Genomic DNA, 15,628 nt, shown 5'->3' with positions numbered 1-15,628 from the left:
AGGGTAATGTTCGACAGACGACTCATATTTCATATCAACTGGGGCCTCTTGATCCTGACCGCGATACTTTTTTTCGTCGGGGTCATGAACCTGTATTCTGCCAGCACCCTGCGCCTTGCTTCCGGCCTTGAAATCGATACGTATTTCAACAAACAGCTCATTTGGGGCGGGGCCGGGCTGAGTGTGATGACTGCGCTGGTGCTGGTTGACTATCGGCATCTTAAATCCATTTCGTGGCCGTATTTCATTCTCTGTCTGATTCTTCTGCTGGGGGTCAGCGTTGCCGGAAAAACCATTTACGGAGCCAAGAGATGGCTTGATCTCGGTTTTTTCAATCTCCAGCCCACGGAACTGACAAAGATCGCGGTTTTGATTCTTGGCGCCAGGCTGATGGCCCGCATGGAGGGCAAACTGGGCTGGATCAACCTGGGCAAGGCGCTCCTGGTCGGGCTGGTGCCGGCAGTCCTGGTTGTCAAGCAGCCGGACCTCGGATCGGCTTTGAACATCCTGCTCATTCTGGGCGGCATGATCCTTTTCAAAGGCGTCACCAGCGCGGTTTTCAAGGTGCTGATTGTCGTTTTGCCGATCATGGTCCCGTTTGGCTGGTTTTTTCTGCATGACTATCAGAAGCAGCGCATCATGACTTTTCTTGACCCAGGAAACGATCCGCTCGGGGCCGGCTACCACATCATTCAGTCCCAGATCGCAATTGGATCCGGAGGGTTCTGGGGTAAGGGCTTCCTGGAAGGCACTCAGAGTCAGCTGCGTTTTCTCCCGGAAAAGCATACGGATTTTGCTTTTGCCGTTTACGGCGAAGAATGGGGCTTCTTTGGGTCCATTATCTTGCTCATTCTCTTCTGCTCCTTTCTCTATCAGATTTACATTGTCACCATGGAAGCCAAGGATGACTTCGGGAGCTATCTCGCGGCCGGGGTCTTTTTTTACTTCTTTTGGCAAATTCTCATCAATATCGGCATGGTGCTCGGAATCATGCCCGTCGTCGGGATTCCGCTGCCTTTCATCAGCTACGGGGGCAGTGCGTCCGTGGTCAATTTTTGCATGGTCGGGCTCGTTCTTAATGTGGCCATGCGTCGTTTCGTTTTTAAAAAGGGCTGACCTCCGGTTTTTTCATTTCGAGTGGCCGGAATTTTTATGGCCGTGGATCCGAAATAAGGTGTGTACGCAGATTGCGCGGCACTTTTTTTTCCGAAAAGAAATGCGCGAGCTAGACACGTGAAATTCCGAACAAACTCCGAAAACCCATGCCATGCCAATCATTTTACTGATGCTTTGTCCAAAAAGATTTTGACACGAAAATGGGAATCAGATAGAGGCCCTGTGACTTTGAACAAAAATTCACATACTTTTTAGGGGGCGGCATGATTGATCTAGATTACACTTTTTTTGTTCAGCTCGTGAACTTTATGGTCATCCTGACGGTCTTGAATTTGATCTTGTATCGACCCATCCGGGGGATCATCAAGAAGCGGGCCGAGGTCATGAGTCAAAAGCTGGGTTCCATCGAGGATTTCGCCGCCAAGGCGGAGGCCAAGCTTGAGAGCTACAAGGTTGCTTTGAGCGGAGCCCGGGTCGAAGCTCAGCAGCTGCGCGTAGCTCTGAAAGCTGAAGGCCTTGCAGTTGAGTCTTCCGTTTTGGCCGAGGCCGGAGCCAAAGCCGCCGAAAAGGTCGCCGCCGCCCGAAAGGAGATCGACGGTCAGAAGCAGACAGCCCTCAAGGCTCTGCGCCAAGAAGTCGCCGCCTATGCCAAGAACGTCGCCAGCAAGGTGCTGAGCAAGGCTTGATAGGTACGGGATTTTCTTATGTGTCATAGATTTACTTTTTCATATAAGGAGGGCGGAATTTTGAAAAAGTTCAAGACTGTCGGATTGGTGACGGCAGCACTGGTTCTCTGCGCGGCGATAGCTTTCGCCAGCGAGGGAGAAGGCGGAGGGGCCAACAAGCTGCTCGACCTTCTCTATCGCGTAATCAATTTCGGCATTGTCGCGTTCTTGATCTATAAGTTCGCGGGCAAGCGTATCGCGGACATGTTGTCCGGGCGCACCAAGCAGATCGAGACGGACCTTGCCGATCTCGACGAGCGTAAGGAAGATGCCGAAAAGCGTTTGCTCGAAGTTGAGGCGAGTATCGCGAATCTTGAAGCGGAAAAAGCCAAGATTCTGGATGATGCAAAGGCTCAGGGTGAAGCCATGCGTCAGGCGATTATCGACAAAGCGGAGGCCCAGGCTGTTCAGATCAGGGCTCAGGCTGAAGTTTCGGCGGCCCAGGAAGCCAAGTTGGCTATCGACGCCATCCGTGAAGAACTGGCCGAAAAGATTACCATTGCCGCTGAAGATCTTGTCAAGAAGCAGCTCAAGAAGAAAGATCACGAAGATTTGGTCAACGAATATCTTAAAAAGGTGGTGCTCAATTGACTGGGAATATCGTAGCAAGACGGTACGCCAAGGCTTTGTTCGCCGTTGCGCAGACGCAGTCCGAAAAGGGTGCGATGGCGCAATATGGCGACGACCTGGCCAAGCTGGCTGGACTCCTGGAGAATGCGCCTGAGCTCACGAAGATCTTCCGCAACCCAATTTTTGGTGTGGAAGAAAAGAGAGGGGTAATCACCAAAATTCTGGACAAGGTCGCACCCTGCGCCATGGTCCGGAATTTTTGTCTGCTGCTCGCGGACAAGAACAGATTGTCTTTTCTCCCCGAGATCAACGCATCCTATGGAACGCTTTTGGATTCAGCCCAGGGTGTTCTTCGCGGCAAGCTGGTGACGGCTGTAAAGCTTTCCGATGTTGTGCAGAAGAACGTTGTCGATAAATTGCAACGCGAGTCGGGCCAGAAAGTGGTCCTTGATTACGAAGTGGATCAGGAGATTATTGGCGGGCTTATGCTCAAGATCGGTGACAAGATCCTTGACGCCAGTATTCGCGCTCAGCTGCAAATTTTGAAAGAAAATATCAAAAGGGGTGAGTAGAGGCTATGCAGATTAAAGCAGAAGAAATTAGCCAGATCATCGAAGGCCAGATCAAGAATTACGAGAAAAAGGTTGAGATGAGCGAAACTGGCGTGGTCTTGTCAGTGGGTGACGGTATCGCCCGCGTTTACGGTTGCGAAAACGCGATGGCAATGGAACTCCTCGAGTTCCCAGGTAACGTCATGGGAATGGTCCTTAACCTTGAAGAAGATTCCGTTGGTGTCGCCCTTCTCGGCGAAACGGAACACATCAAGGAAGGCGACATCGTTAAACGTACGGGCCGCATTTTCCAGGTTCCCGTCGGCGATGCGGTCATGGGCCGTGTCATCGACCCCCTGGGCAATCCCATCGACGGTTTGGGACCGATCCAGACGGATATGTTCCGTAACGTTGAAATCAAGGCCCCCGGCATCATCGCCCGTAAGTCCGTACATGAGCCCATGTACACCGGTCTGAAGGCCATCGACGCCATGACTCCGATCGGCCGCGGCCAGCGCGAACTGATCATTGGCGACCGTCAGGTCGGTAAGACCGCAGTCGGCGTTGATGCCATCATTGCCCAGAAGAACAGTGACATTCACTGTTTCTATGTCGCCATCGGCCAGAAACGTTCCACTGTCGCCCAGGTGGTTGAAGCCCTTCGCCAGAACGGCGCTTTGGAATACACCACCGTCATTTCCTCCACCGCTTCCGAGCCTGCTCCGCTGCAGTTCATCGCTGCCTACTGCGGTTGCACCATGGCGGAATTCTACCGTGACAACGGCAAGCACGCACTGATCGTATATGACGATCTTTCCAAGCAGGCTGTCGCCTACCGGCAGATGTCGCTGCTTCTGCGCCGCCCTCCGGGACGCGAAGCCTTCCCCGGCGACGTTTTCTATCTCCACTCCAGACTTCTGGAGCGTTCCTGCAAGGTCAACGACAAGCTGGGTGCCGGTTCCCTGACCGCCCTGCCTGTTATTGAAACCCAGGCCGGCGACGTTTCGGCATACATTCCGACCAACGTTATCTCCATCACCGACGGCCAGGTCTATCTTGAGCCCAACCTGTTCATGGCCGGCATCCGTCCCGCCATCAACGTCGGTCTGTCCGTATCCCGAGTCGGCGGCGCCGCTCAGATCAAGGCCATGAAGAAGGTTGCAGGCACACTGCGTCTCGATCTCGCCCAGTATCGCGAACTTGCCGCTTTCGCGCAGTTCGGTTCCGATTTGGACAAGGCCACCAAGACCAAGCTGACTCGAGGCGAGCGTCTGGTCGAGCTGCTCAAGCAGCCCCAGTACAAGCCTATGGTCGTCGAAGAGCAGGTTGCCGTTCTTTACGCCGGCACCCGTGGCTTCCTTGATGACGTAGCCGTTACAGACGCCATCCGCTTCGGTGAAGAACTGGTTGAGTTCATGCGCAACCAGAAATCCGACATCCTGGCTGAAATTGTTCAGACCAAGGATCTTGGCAGTGAAACCGAAAAGAAGCTGGCTGATGCGATCAATGAGTTCAAAGCCGGTTTTAAAGCCTAGGATCGTTTAAGGAGTCGTAAATGGCATCACTCAGGGACATTCAGAATAAAATCGTCGGTGTAAAGAAGACCAAGCAGATTACGAAAGCGATGAACATGGTCGCTTCCGCAAAGCTGCGCGGTGCTCAGAGCCGCATCGAACGCTTTCGTCCCTATGCTGATAAGTTCAATGACATTCTTATCGATCTGGCTTCCCGCGCCGACGCCAGCGCGCATCCCCTGCTTGAAAAGCGCGAAGTCATTCAGAACGTAGGTATCGTTCTGGTGACCTCGGACAAGGGTTTGTGCGGCAGTTTCAACGCGAACTTGTGCAATGCGGCCAACAGGTTGGCCAAGCAGAAGGAAGCAGAAGGCAAGACGGTCAAGTTTATCTGCATTGGAAAGAAAGGCAGAGACTTCATCCGCAAGACGACATTCGAGATTGCCACCGCTTACGCTGAAAACATGACTCATTTCGATTTTCAGCTGGCAAGCGAAACCGGTAATCTCGTCATTGACGGATATCTCTCTGGGCAATTTGACGAGGTGCACGTTGTTTACGGAAAGTTCGTAAACATCGCGAGGCAGGAAGCGACATCGTCGCAGATTCTCCCCGCCGAAACGCCCGAAGTGGAGGCTCCGGCCGGTGCTTCGAGCGAGTACATCTTTGAACCGTCAGTGGAAGGCCTTTTGGCCGAACTGCTGCCTAGGTATGTCAAGGTTCAGATGTATCGCGGCCTGCTCGACACGTCGGCCAGTGAGCACGCAGCTCGCATGTCGGCCATGGATAACGCGACAAAGAACTGCGACGAAATGGTCGGCAGCCTGACCAAAGTCTACAACAAGGCGCGCCAGGCAAGTATCACCACCCAATTAATGGACATCGTAGGCGGTGCCGAGGCACTGAAAGGATAAGGGGGCATAACGCATGAGTGCTGTTAATACCGGTAAAATAGTGCAGGTCATCGGACCTGTTGTTGACTTGGAGTTTGCCGAAGGCAACCTTCCGAGTATTTTGAACGCTGTTCTCATTACGAACCCGACCATTGACGCCGAAGAAGACAACCTGGTTGTCGAAGTCGCGCAGCATCTTGGCAACAGCGTTGTCCGCTGCATCGCCATGGACAACACCGACGGTCTTGTTCGCGGTCAGATCGGCAAGGATACGGGCAAGCCCATTCAGGTACCCGTAGGCAAGGCTTCCCTGGGACGAATTCTGAACGTCGTTGGTCGCCCTGTGGATGAAAAGGGACCCATCTCTTCCGAGAAGATGTACCCAATTCACCGCCCTGCTCCCGGCTTCACCGAGCAGTCCACCAAGATTGAAGTGCTGGAGACTGGCGTTAAGGTTATTGACCTGCTCGTTCCCTTTCCCAAGGGTGGAAAGATGGGCATGTTCGGTGGCGCCGGTGTCGGCAAGACCGTTATTCTCATGGAAATGATCAACAACATCGCCAAGAACCACGGTGGTATTTCCGTGTTCGCCGGTGTTGGTGAGCGTACTCGTGAAGGTAACGACCTTTACCATGAAATGATTGAAGCCGGCGTTCTGGATAAAGCCTGCCTCGTCTACGGCCAGATGAACGAACCTCCGGGAGCCCGTTCGCGCGTTGCGCTGACCGCTCTGGCTGCCGCGGAATACTTCCGTGACGAAGAAAACCAGGACGTGCTGCTTTTCGTAGATAACATCTTCCGCTTCACCCAGGCCGGCTCCGAAGTCTCCGCGCTTCTTGGCCGCATGCCTTCCGCGGTTGGTTACCAGCCGACGCTGGGTACCGACCTTGGTGAATTGCAGGAGCGCATCACTTCCACCAAAACCGGTTCCATCACCTCGGTTCAGGCCGTTTACGTGCCCGCCGATGACTTGACCGACCCCGCTCCTGCGACGACCTTCTCGCATCTTGACGGAACCATCGTTCTGTCCCGCCAGATCGCGGAGCTTGGCATTTACCCTGCGGTGGACCCTCTTGACTCCACTTCGCGCATTCTGGATCCCAACGTTATCGGCATGGATCACTACATGACTGCCCGTGCCGTGCAGCGTCTGCTCCAGAAATACAAGGATCTGCAGGACATCATCGCGATTCTGGGCATGGACGAACTGTCTGACGAAGACAAACTGTCCGTTTCCAGAGCACGCAAGATTCAGCGTTTCCTGTCTCAGCCTTTCTTCGTTGCCGCCCAGTTTACCGGCAAGGAAGGACGTTATGTGAAGCTTGAAGAGACCATCAAGAGCTTCAAGGAAATCATTGAAGGCAAGCACGATTCTATTCCGGAGTCTTGCTTCTACATGGTAGGCGGACTTGAAGAGGCATTGGAAAACGCCAAGAAACAGTAATTCTTGCTCTGGGGTATTGATATGGCTAAAACAATTACGCTTGAAATAGTGACACCAGACAAGATGGTGCTCAAGGAAGAGGTCGATTACGTCGGCGCTCCCGGCATCAATGGCGAATTCGGTGTCCTGCCCAATCATATCCCGTTTCTCTCTGCACTTGGTATCGGGAGCCTTTACTACAAACTCAACGGCAAGAAGTACTTCGTTTTTGTTGCCGGCGGATTTGCTGAAGTCTCCCCTGCAAAGGTGACGGTTCTTGCCGAAGTAGCGGAAAGAGCTGAAGACATCGATCTGGAAAGAGCTCGCAGAGCTCAGGACAGAGCCGAGCAGCGCACCAAACAGCAACAGGAGAAATTGGATCACGCAGCCGTTCAGGCTGCATTGGCCAGAGCACTTCATCGCATGAAATGCCGGCAGAATGCCGTTAGTGAAGGCACTTGCCGCATGTAATGACTGCCGATCACGTTATCTAGAAAGCAGGCTCTTCGGAGCCTGCTTTTTTTAGGACTATTGAATCTTGAGAATAATAAAATATCCCGATAACAAAGATTAAGATTTTCGAGGCTTAAACAGTGGATTGCGCTTTGCGCACATCATGCCATTGATTGGTTTTGGCACGTCTGGCGACAGCAAAGCCTGTGAGAGCATCACTTAAAGTTCCGAGCCGAAATATTTTTTTTGAGGACAATCATGAAGCCAGAATTGGGATACGTCATCTTGGCCGCGGGCAAGGGCACGCGCATGCACTCTGATTCACCCAAGGTTTTGCAGGAGGTTTTGGGCAAGCCGCTGCTTGGCTATGTATACGACGCCTTGTCGCGCGTGCCCGCAACACAGGTCTGGACCGTGATCGGTTTTCAGGCTCAACAGGTGCAGTCCGGCTTTTCCGAGCCTCAGAGACAGTTTGTTTTGCAAGAGGAGCAGCTTGGCACGGGCCATGCCGTCATGCTCGCTTGGGATGACGTCGTAGCCAGCGGGATTTCCCATCTCTGCGTGCTCAACGGTGATACCCCTCACGTACCAGCTGATGCCATTTCCGATTTGGTGGATTTATGCACGGCACAAAATGCAGGCATGGGTATGCTGACCTTGCATCTGGAAAATCCTTTTGGATACGGACGGGTCATCCGCGATGCCGAGGGATGCGTCGAATGCGTAGTGGAAGAAAAGGATTTCATTGCCGCGGATCACGGCGGAGAGGTTTGCGAGGTTAATTCCGGGGTATATGTGTTCGATGTATGCCGCTGCGGGCCGCTGCTGGAAAAGATGGACCAGAATAATGTCCAGCGGGAATATTATCTTACGCAGATGATCGCTATCTGCGCGGTGCAGGGGTTGCCTGTGGTCGGGTTGCCATTTGGTAGCTCGGATCTTTTGCGCGGCATCAATTCACCAAGGGAACTGGTTCGATTTGAAGAGTCTCTGCGTCAGAAGATCGTGGATAACCTGCTCGACTCCGGCGTCATTCTTCGCAACAGCGAAACGATTTTCATTGGGCCCGACGTCGTTGTTGCGCCCGGTGCCGAAATAATGGGGCCTTGCGAGATCTACGGTTGCTCCCGAATTGAGCGGGGGGCGTCCATCTCTTCTCATTGCTGGATCAAGGATTCGATTCTTGGTCCTTGCCAAGTGAAATCCTTTTCTCATATTGAGGGATCTCACATCCGCGCCGGGGCAAGCGTCGGTCCTTACGGACGGCTCAGGCCCGGGTCCGATATCGGGGAAGATGCGCGGGTGGGCAACTTCGTCGAGGTAAAGAAATCGGTGCTCCATGCCGGCGCCAAGGCGGGTCATCTTTCCTACTTGGGTGACAGCGATATCGGCCCAGGGGTGAACATCGGTGCGGGGACTATCACCTGTAATTATGACGGTGCGAGGAAGCATCGCACCGAGATTCATGAAAACGCCTTTATAGGCAGCAATACCGCGCTGGTCGCCCCGGTGGTCGTTGGGGCTGGCGCCCTTGTCGCCGCAGGTTCAGTGGTTACTAAAGATGTTCCGGATGGTGCCCTGTGCGTTGCCAGGGCCAGACAGTTGAATTTGGACCGCAAGAAAAAATCACATCAATCCTAGGATAACTCATGGATATTCTTAATCAGTTGACAGAGAAGATAACGCTCCTTCTGGAGCGCCAGGAAGCGTTGAAACTTGAGAATATGCAATTAAAAGAGTCTCTTGAGCAGGAGCGGCAGACCAAAGAGGCCGTTCTGTCCAGGGTGGAAAATATCTTGAACAGCCTGCAAGAGGTTGATAGAAACTAAGTAATGCCAGGATACAATTTGACAGTGCTCGGCCTCGATCTTTCCTTCGCGGCCGATGTCTCACCCGAGCGGATTCACAAAGCTGTTGACTTGGTTCATCAGCGCTACAAGGATCTCGAAGGGCGGGTCAGTCACATGAGCAAGGAGCGGCTTCTGACATACCTGGCGTTGAGTCTGGCCGACGATTATTTACATGATCAAGGGAAGATGTCGCAACTGGAAGGCACGTTGCAGCAGCTTCTTTCGAAGATAGATAGTCCTGAAGAATAGTGAACAAGTACCCTGGAGGGTCAGTGATTGGTGATGCGTTTTTGAGCCAATAAAGCGCAATTAGGGTAGCTTACAACGGTCTTGTGTGCACGCTTCGGGCAACCGGAGAAGCCTGATGGACTGTAGCCAACCCCCTCTTAACTTAAGAGGTTCAAAATGATTCCCAACACTGCCTTCCGGGGCTTTTAACTGGTTCACCCCTTCCAAAAGCCAGTCTCTCGAACACTCCTTGCCGATTGAAATTAAGCGCTCGCGCTGTTGTTCCGTCAGTCCGATTTATGGACAGGAACGACGTATCATGGTCGTTGCGCAGCCATCTTAAATATATTGTGCCAAGGAGTTTCCATGACCAGCCAGATCATAATTACCGCTTTTATTTGCACCGGGATCGGTGCGGTTGCGGGTTTTTTGTTCAAAAAATATATCACCGACCAAGAGAACGATGACGCTCGCAAATTGTCCGAACGGATTCTGGATGAAGCCAAGAAAGATGCGCAGGCGCACAAGAAAGAGGTTTTGCTCCAGGCTCAGGACGAGGTTTTTGCCCTGAAGAAGGAAGTCGAGCAGGATGCCAAGGATCGTGAGCGCGAGCTGAAAAAGAACGAGGCCAGGTTGCAGGCCAAGGAAGAGCGACTGGAAAAGAAGGTGGAATCCCTGGCCCTGAAGGAAAGCGAGCTGGTCAGCCTTGAAAAGAAGGTTGCCAAGCAGGAGCGCGCCGTTGAGGAGAAGGAAGAGGGGCTGCAGGAACTGATCGATGCCCAGCAGACCCGCCTGGAGGAAATCTCCGGATTGACCGCCGAAGAGGCTCGCGCCCGGCTCATGCAGGAAATAGAGAGCAAGGCTCGCCATGAAGCGGCCAAGATGGTGCGCGTGATCGAAGTCGAGGCGCAGGAGACCGCGCATCGCAAGGCGCAGATGATCATTGCCAGCGCGGTCCAGCGCTATGCGGGCGATTACGTCTCCGAACATACGGTCAGCTCCGTGGAGCTGCCAAGCGAAGACATGAAGGGGCGGATTATCGGTCGCGAAGGTCGTAACATCAGAGCCATCGAAGCGGCCACTGGGGTGGACCTGATTATCGACGATACGCCGGAAACCGTCATCTTGTCCGCGTACAATCCGCTACGCCGCGAAGTGGCGAAGAGGTCGCTCGAAAGATTGATCAGCGATGGACGCATCCATCCCGCGCGCATCGAGGACATCGTCAAGAAGGTCGAAAAGGAGATGGATGTCCAGATACGGGAAATCGGCGAGCAGGCCACCTTCGACCTCGGCGTGCACGGAATTCATCCCGAGATTGTCCGTCTGCTCGGACAGCTGCGTTTCCGCACGAGTTTCACCCAGAATGTCCTGCAGCACTCCCTTGAAGTGGCTTTTTTGTGCGGAATCATGGCCGCTGAACTTGGGCTTGATATCAAGAAGGCCAAGCGGGCCGGTTTACTGCATGATCTGGGCAAGGCCGTGGACCACGAGGTCGAGGGCCCGCATGCGCTCATCGGTGCTGATCTGGCCAAGAAATACAATGAGTCCGCCGAAATCGTGCACGCCATTGCCGCGCACCATGAGGATGTCCCGCCGAAGTCAGTCTATGCCGTACTGGTCCAGGCTGCGGACAGCCTCTCCGGAGCGCGTCCCGGAGCGCGCAAGGAGCTTCTGGAGAGCTATGTGAAGCGCCTTGAGGAACTCGAGGGGATCGCCACCGGCTTTACCGGCGTGAGCCGGGCATTCGCCATTCAGGCTGGCCGTGAAGTCCGGGTCATGGTTGATTGCGAGGCGGTCAACGACGACCAGATCTACATGCTGAGCAAGGACATCGCCAAGCAGATAGAAGAAAAGATGACTTATCCCGGCCAGATCCGGGTAACTGTCATTCGCGAAAAGAGGGCCGTAGGCATTGCGAAATAGTTCCCGAATGAGGCTTCTTTTCCTTGGTGACATAGTAGGCAACAGCGGGCGGCAGATGGTTAAGGATCATCTGCCGCGTTTGCGTCGGGAATTGGAACTGGATGTGGTGCTGGCCAACGGCGAGAATGCTTCGGGAGGCCTTGGGCTCTCGGCCAAAAGCGCCCAGGAGCTCAAAAGATGCGGTGTGGACGTCGTGACCACCGGCAACCACGTCTGGAAATTTCCCGACATCCGGCCAGCTCTCGAGAATGAGCCATGGCTGCTGCGTCCGGGCAACTATCCCGCATCGGCACCGGGCCGTGGCGCAGGTGTTTACAAGCTGGGTGACAACCTTCCGCCGCTCATGGTCATCAATCTGCAGGGGCGGACCTTCATGGAAGCCATCGACTGCCCGTTCACGGTTGCCGAGGCCCTGGTCGTCCAGGCTCCGCCCGGGGCCGTGATCGTGGTCGACATGCATGCCGAGGCTACCTCGGAAAAGCGTGCCCTGGCCCATCTGCTGCGTGGACGCGTCCAGGCTGTGGTCGGCACGCATACTCATGTGCAGACCAACGACGCGCGCATTTACGACGGAATAACCGGCTACATCTCGGACCTTGGGATGTGCGGGCCGGAAGATTCCTGTCTGGGCATGGACAACGACATAATTTTACGCAGATTTCGGACAGGGCTCCCCCAACGTTTTGAGCTGGCCAAAGGGCCGTGCATGTTGAACGGGGCGTTTATGGAAGTGGATCACGGTCAATGCCTCGAGATCGCGGCATGGCAATACAGGGCATCTTAAAGAACAGGAACCGTCATGACAGATATGGAGCTGGCTCGGCAGCTGGAGCAGATCCGGCGCGGGAGCGTCGAGATCATCAATGAAGAGGAACTGATCGCAAAACTGCGCACCGGCGTTCCGCTGCGGATCAAGGCCGGGTTTGATCCCACTGCACCTGATCTGCATCTTGGGCACACGGTACTGATCCAGAAGCTCAAGCACTTTCAGGAACTCGGACATCAGGTCATTTTCCTGATCGGCGATTTCACGGGCATGATCGGCGATCCCTCCGGAAAGTCCGAAACGCGCAAGAAATTGACCCGCGAAGAGGTTCTCCGCAACGCCGAAACATACAAGAAGCAGATTTTCAAGATACTCGATCAGGAACGAACCGAGATCGCCTTCAACTCCACTTGGATGGACACGTTTTCCGCTGCCGATTTCATCGAGCTCTGCTCGCGTTACACCGTGGCCCGCATGCTTGAGCGCGATGACTTTGAGAAGCGCTTCAAAGGCAACCAGCCCATCTCCATCCACGAATTCCTGTACCCGCTGGTTCAGGGTTACGACTCCGTGGCCCTCAGAGCCGATGTGGAGCTTGGCGGAACGGACCAGAAGTTCAATCTGCTCATGGGCCGCCACCTTCAGCGTGAGCACGGCCAAGCATCGCAGATCGTCTTGACCATGCCCATCCTGGAGGGCCTCGACGGAGTCCAGAAGATGAGCAAGTCGCTGGGCAACTACATAGGCATAGACGAGGCGCCGGGCGATATGTTCGGCAAGCTGATGTCCATCTCAGATGAATTGATGTGGCGCTATTACGAACTCCTTTCCGACAATTCCCTGGATCGGATCGGTTCCCTGCGCGAGCAGGTTCTGTCCGGCGCCCTGCATCCCAAGACCGCCAAGGAGGATCTGGCCCAGGAGATCACGACACGCTTTCACGGCTTGGAGGCCGGGGCCGCCGCGCGCGAGGCGTTCAACGCCGTGTTCGCCAAGCAGGGCATTCCGGAAGACATCGAGGTTTTCTTAGTGCAGGCGGGGACGCTGCTGGTGGATGTCCTGAGCGAGAGCGGCGTGTGTTCCTCCAAGGGCGATGCCCGGCGGATGTGCAAACAGAACGCCGTGACCATTGACGGACGCAAGGAGGACGATGCGTCGTTCGCATTCGCGCCGGGGGAATATGTGCTCAAGATCGGCAAGAAGAGATTCCTGAAGCTCGTGGCGGCCTAAGGGGGATTGGCTGATGTTATCGATTTTGCGTAAGGCCGTTCTTCTGTCGCGCATGGTCAAGATAGAACACTCGATCTTTGCCCTGCCCTTCGCCTATCTCGGAATGATCTGGGCCGCAGGCAGCTGGCCGGGCTGGAAGATATTTCTGGCTCTGACCGTGGCCATGGTGGCCGTGCGCTCGTTCGCCATGGCCGTCAATCGCCTCGCCGACCTCCCCATTGATTCAAAAAATCCGCGAACCCAGACCCGGCCTCTGGTGACGGGCGAGCTCAAGGTGTCCGAGACGCTGGTTTTCATAGTCACCAGCGCTATTGTCTTTGTCGGGGCATGCTGGCAGCTCAACGCCCTTTGTCTTGCGCTTTCTCCCCTGGCTCTGATCTGGTCCGCATTCTACAGCTACACCAAGCGATTCACCTTTCTGTGCCATTTTTTCCTGGGCACGGTGCTCGGGCTTGCGCCCATTGCAGGGTGGCTCGCCGTGTCCCCGCAGATTGCCCTTGCCCCTGTCCTGCTGGGCCTGGGGGTGACTTTCTGGGTGGCCGGATTTGATATCCTGTACGCATGTCAGGACGCCGAATTCGATCAGGCCGAAGGCCTGCATTCTCTGCCGGCAGCCAAAGGGTTGCCGATCGCACTGGCTCTTTCGACGTTCGGCCATGTTGTGACTGCCATCTTTTTTCTTCTGGCCGGCTGGTCTGCCGGCGCCGGACTTATTTACACAGGTTTTTGTCTGGCCGTGGCAGCGATCCTGCTTTTCGAGCATCGGCTGATCTCCGCGCACGACCTGAGCAGGGTCAATCTTGCTTTTTTCACCTTGAACGGATTTGTAGCGGTTTTCTTGTTTGTGGGCGCGGTCATCGACTTGGCGCTCAAGTAAATAATTTTCAGGGAGCATCTCATGCGCGAAGCCAACGTTTTCCCCACATACAGAGGGGAAATGGAATATGTCTGCCTCGGTTGTCAGGCCAGGTATCCCATTGACGAACTGCATTACACATGTCCCAGCTGCAAGGGTGTTTTTCTGCTGGAGGATACACGCTTCCCCGAGCTGGAAAAAACATCCGGCGCTGCTTGGCGCGATCTTTTCGACCTGCGCGCGGCGACCAAAAATCCGGCCCTGCGCGGCATTTTCCGCTTTTACGAGTTGATGGCCCCTGTCGTGGCCGAGGAGCACATCGTCTACCTGGGCGAGGGAAATACGCCTGTGACCCGCTCCTCACCCGCTCTGGAGCGTTTGGTGGGACAACCCATGGCCTTCAAGAATGACGGCCAGAATCCGTCCGCATCGTTCAAGGATCGCGGCATGGCTTGTGCCTATTCGTACCTGCGCCATATGGTGGACAAGCACGACTGGGACAATGTCCTGACCATATGCGCCTCTACCGGCGACACTTCGGCCGCCGCGGCGCTCTATGCCGCGTATGTGGGTGAGCCCCTGACTTCCGTGGTGCTCCTGCCCCAGGGCAAGGTCACTGCGCAGCAACTTTCCCAGCCTCTCGGCAGTGGGGCAAAAGTGCTCGAAATCCCGGGTGTTTTTGACGACTGCATGAAGGTGGTCGAATATCTGGCCGATCATTACCGGGTGGCGCTGCTGAATTCCAAGAACGCCTGGCGCATACTCGGGCAGGAGAGCTATGCCTTTGAGGTCGCGCAGTGGTATGATTGGAATCTGAGCGGAAAGGTCATTTTCGTGCCCATCGGCAATGCCGGAAACATTACCGCCATCATGAGCGGATTTCTGAAACTCCTGCGGCTTGGGATCATAGAGTCCCTGCCTCGTATCGTCGGGGTGCAGTCCGAGCATGCGGACCCCGTGTTCAGGTATTATGCCCAGGAGTCTGAGCCGCGCAGGTTCGAGGCCGTGAAGGTCCGTCCCTCCGTTGCCCAGGCGGCCATGATCGGCAATCCCGTGTCGTTTCCCCGGGTCGCGTTTCTGGCCGATAGCTACCAGAAACTCGGTGGAGCGGGATCGTTCCAGGTCGTGCAGGTCAGCGAGCAGCGCATCATCGAGTCCATGCTGCTTGCCAACAGGCATGGCCACATCGCCTGCACCCAGGGCGGGGAATGCCTGGCCGGGCTTTTGAAAGCCAAGGAACTGGGACTCATGGATGAAGGAGAACTTGCCGTTCTTGACGCCACGGCACACGCTTTGAAATTCGCTGGATTTCAGGACATGTATTTTCATGACGGATTCGGCCCGGAATTTGAGATCACGCCGGACAAGAAGCTGGCCAATGTGCCGCGTCTGGTCATTGACCAGCACGAGAAGGAGCGCCTGTCCGAGGATGCGTTCACGGTTCAGGCCGCCCAGAACGTGGTCGGCATGCTGGGGCTGGACAAGAAATGACGGCGATAGCCTGAAATGCTGGAAAACAGAAATGGC

16 protein-coding genes and 1 other RNA gene are annotated in these 15,628 nt (G+C 54.9%); all 17 read left to right on the top strand.

The window, feature by feature from the left end; all coding sequences use genetic code 11:
- Nucleotides 1-6 precede the first annotated feature (6 nt).
- The gene (locus tag CVU60_11635; protein PKN41381.1) at nucleotides 7-1,116 is read left to right on the top strand and encodes a rod shape-determining protein RodA; all 1,110 of its coding nucleotides are present in this window, start codon (nucleotides 7-9) and stop codon (nucleotides 1,114-1,116) included.
- 263 nt (nucleotides 1,117-1,379) lie between these two features.
- Entirely contained in the window at nucleotides 1,380-1,802 is a 423-nt protein-coding gene (locus tag CVU60_11630) for a hypothetical protein (GenBank protein PKN41380.1), read from the top strand.
- Between the two features lie 60 nt (nucleotides 1,803-1,862).
- Nucleotides 1,863-2,432 carry a F0F1 ATP synthase subunit B gene (locus tag CVU60_11625; GenBank protein ID PKN41379.1) on the top strand — a complete coding sequence of 190 codons (570 nt, stop codon included), beginning with the start codon at nucleotides 1,863-1,865 and terminating at the stop codon, nucleotides 2,430-2,432.
- A complete protein-coding gene (atpH, locus tag CVU60_11620) occupies nucleotides 2,429-2,983 on the top strand; it encodes an ATP synthase F1 subunit delta (protein PKN41378.1) in 555 nt (184 codons plus the stop codon). The genes CVU60_11625 and atpH overlap by 4 nt, the downstream gene beginning before the upstream one ends.
- 5 nt (nucleotides 2,984-2,988) lie before the next feature.
- Complete coding sequence (locus tag CVU60_11615) at nucleotides 2,989-4,497, top strand: F0F1 ATP synthase subunit alpha (GenBank protein PKN41377.1); 1,509 nt, start codon at nucleotides 2,989-2,991, stop codon at nucleotides 4,495-4,497.
- A gap of 20 nt (nucleotides 4,498-4,517) precedes the next feature.
- Nucleotides 4,518-5,390: an ATP synthase F1 subunit gamma gene (gene atpG / locus CVU60_11610; protein ID PKN41376.1), complete on the top strand. Its 873-nt coding sequence runs from the start codon at nucleotides 4,518-4,520 to the stop codon at nucleotides 5,388-5,390.
- Between the two features lie 13 nt (nucleotides 5,391-5,403).
- Nucleotides 5,404-6,813, top strand: coding sequence for a F0F1 ATP synthase subunit beta (atpD, locus tag CVU60_11605; protein ID PKN41375.1), 1,410 nt, complete (start codon nucleotides 5,404-5,406; stop codon nucleotides 6,811-6,813).
- 21 nt (nucleotides 6,814-6,834) lie between these two features.
- Nucleotides 6,835-7,263: an ATP synthase F1 subunit epsilon gene (gene atpC, locus CVU60_11600; GenBank protein ID PKN41374.1), complete on the top strand. Its 429-nt coding sequence runs from the start codon at nucleotides 6,835-6,837 to the stop codon at nucleotides 7,261-7,263.
- Nucleotides 7,264-7,503: 240 nt separating this feature from the next.
- A complete protein-coding gene (gene glmU / locus CVU60_11595) occupies nucleotides 7,504-8,886 on the top strand; it encodes a UDP-N-acetylglucosamine diphosphorylase/glucosamine-1-phosphate N-acetyltransferase (GenBank protein ID PKN41373.1) in 1,383 nt (460 codons plus the stop codon).
- Between the two features lie 8 nt (nucleotides 8,887-8,894).
- Entirely contained in the window at nucleotides 8,895-9,074 is a 180-nt protein-coding gene (locus tag CVU60_11590) for a hypothetical protein (protein PKN41372.1), read from the top strand.
- 3 nt (nucleotides 9,075-9,077) lie between these two features.
- Complete coding sequence (locus CVU60_11585; GenBank protein ID PKN41371.1) at nucleotides 9,078-9,344, top strand: cell division protein ZapA; 267 nt, start codon at nucleotides 9,078-9,080, stop codon at nucleotides 9,342-9,344.
- A 6-nt stretch (nucleotides 9,345-9,350) separates the two neighbouring features.
- Nucleotides 9,351-9,531, top strand: a non-coding RNA gene (gene ssrS / locus CVU60_11580) — 6S RNA.
- 158 nt (nucleotides 9,532-9,689) lie between these two features.
- On the top strand, nucleotides 9,690-11,249 hold the full coding sequence (gene rny / locus CVU60_11575; protein ID PKN41370.1) for a ribonuclease Y: 1,560 nt from the start codon (nucleotides 9,690-9,692) through the stop codon (nucleotides 11,247-11,249).
- A gap of 7 nt (nucleotides 11,250-11,256) precedes the next feature.
- A complete protein-coding gene (locus CVU60_11570; GenBank protein ID PKN41369.1) occupies nucleotides 11,257-12,033 on the top strand; it encodes a TIGR00282 family metallophosphoesterase in 777 nt (258 codons plus the stop codon).
- A 15-nt stretch (nucleotides 12,034-12,048) separates the two neighbouring features.
- On the top strand, nucleotides 12,049-13,245 hold the full coding sequence (locus CVU60_11565; protein ID PKN41368.1) for a tyrosine--tRNA ligase: 1,197 nt from the start codon (nucleotides 12,049-12,051) through the stop codon (nucleotides 13,243-13,245).
- A gap of 13 nt (nucleotides 13,246-13,258) precedes the next feature.
- Nucleotides 13,259-14,122 (top strand): 4-hydroxybenzoate octaprenyltransferase, encoded by an 864-nt coding sequence (locus CVU60_11560; GenBank protein ID PKN41367.1) that lies wholly within the window; start codon nucleotides 13,259-13,261, stop codon nucleotides 14,120-14,122.
- A 21-nt stretch (nucleotides 14,123-14,143) separates the two neighbouring features.
- The gene (gene thrC / locus CVU60_11555; protein PKN41366.1) at nucleotides 14,144-15,592 is read left to right on the top strand and encodes a threonine synthase; all 1,449 of its coding nucleotides are present in this window, start codon (nucleotides 14,144-14,146) and stop codon (nucleotides 15,590-15,592) included.
- Nucleotides 15,593-15,628 lie beyond the last annotated feature (36 nt).

This window comes from Deltaproteobacteria bacterium HGW-Deltaproteobacteria-18 (assembly GCA_002841885.1).
Taxonomy (GTDB): domain Bacteria; phylum Desulfobacterota; class Desulfovibrionia; order Desulfovibrionales; family Desulfomicrobiaceae; genus Desulfomicrobium.
The sequence above is the reverse complement of the archived record's forward strand: the minus strand, read 5'-3'. Positions and strand labels throughout refer to the sequence as shown.

What these genes read in the sequence shown, in the direction of transcription:
- CVU60_11635 (PKN41381.1), top strand. Translation starts at nt 7, where the DNA reads ATGTTCGACAGACGACTCATATTTCATATCAACTGGGGCCTCTTGATC.
- atpC (PKN41374.1), top strand. Translation starts at nt 6,835, where the DNA reads ATGGCTAAAACAATTACGCTTGAAATAGTGACACCAGACAAGATGGTG.
- CVU60_11570 (PKN41369.1), top strand. Translation starts at nt 11,257, where the DNA reads ATGAGGCTTCTTTTCCTTGGTGACATAGTAGGCAACAGCGGGCGGCAG.
- CVU60_11590 (PKN41372.1), top strand. Translation starts at nt 8,895, where the DNA reads ATGGATATTCTTAATCAGTTGACAGAGAAGATAACGCTCCTTCTGGAG.
- CVU60_11565 (PKN41368.1), top strand. Translation starts at nt 12,049, where the DNA reads ATGACAGATATGGAGCTGGCTCGGCAGCTGGAGCAGATCCGGCGCGGG.
- CVU60_11560 (PKN41367.1), top strand. Translation starts at nt 13,259, where the DNA reads ATGTTATCGATTTTGCGTAAGGCCGTTCTTCTGTCGCGCATGGTCAAG.
- rny (PKN41370.1), top strand. Translation starts at nt 9,690, where the DNA reads ATGACCAGCCAGATCATAATTACCGCTTTTATTTGCACCGGGATCGGT.
- atpD (PKN41375.1), top strand. Translation starts at nt 5,404, where the DNA reads ATGAGTGCTGTTAATACCGGTAAAATAGTGCAGGTCATCGGACCTGTT.
- thrC (PKN41366.1), top strand. Translation starts at nt 14,144, where the DNA reads ATGCGCGAAGCCAACGTTTTCCCCACATACAGAGGGGAAATGGAATAT.
- CVU60_11630 (PKN41380.1), top strand. Translation starts at nt 1,380, where the DNA reads ATGATTGATCTAGATTACACTTTTTTTGTTCAGCTCGTGAACTTTATG.
- atpG (PKN41376.1), top strand. Translation starts at nt 4,518, where the DNA reads ATGGCATCACTCAGGGACATTCAGAATAAAATCGTCGGTGTAAAGAAG.
- glmU (PKN41373.1), top strand. Translation starts at nt 7,504, where the DNA reads ATGAAGCCAGAATTGGGATACGTCATCTTGGCCGCGGGCAAGGGCACG.
- CVU60_11585 (PKN41371.1), top strand. Translation starts at nt 9,078, where the DNA reads ATGCCAGGATACAATTTGACAGTGCTCGGCCTCGATCTTTCCTTCGCG.
- CVU60_11615 (PKN41377.1), top strand. Translation starts at nt 2,989, where the DNA reads ATGCAGATTAAAGCAGAAGAAATTAGCCAGATCATCGAAGGCCAGATC.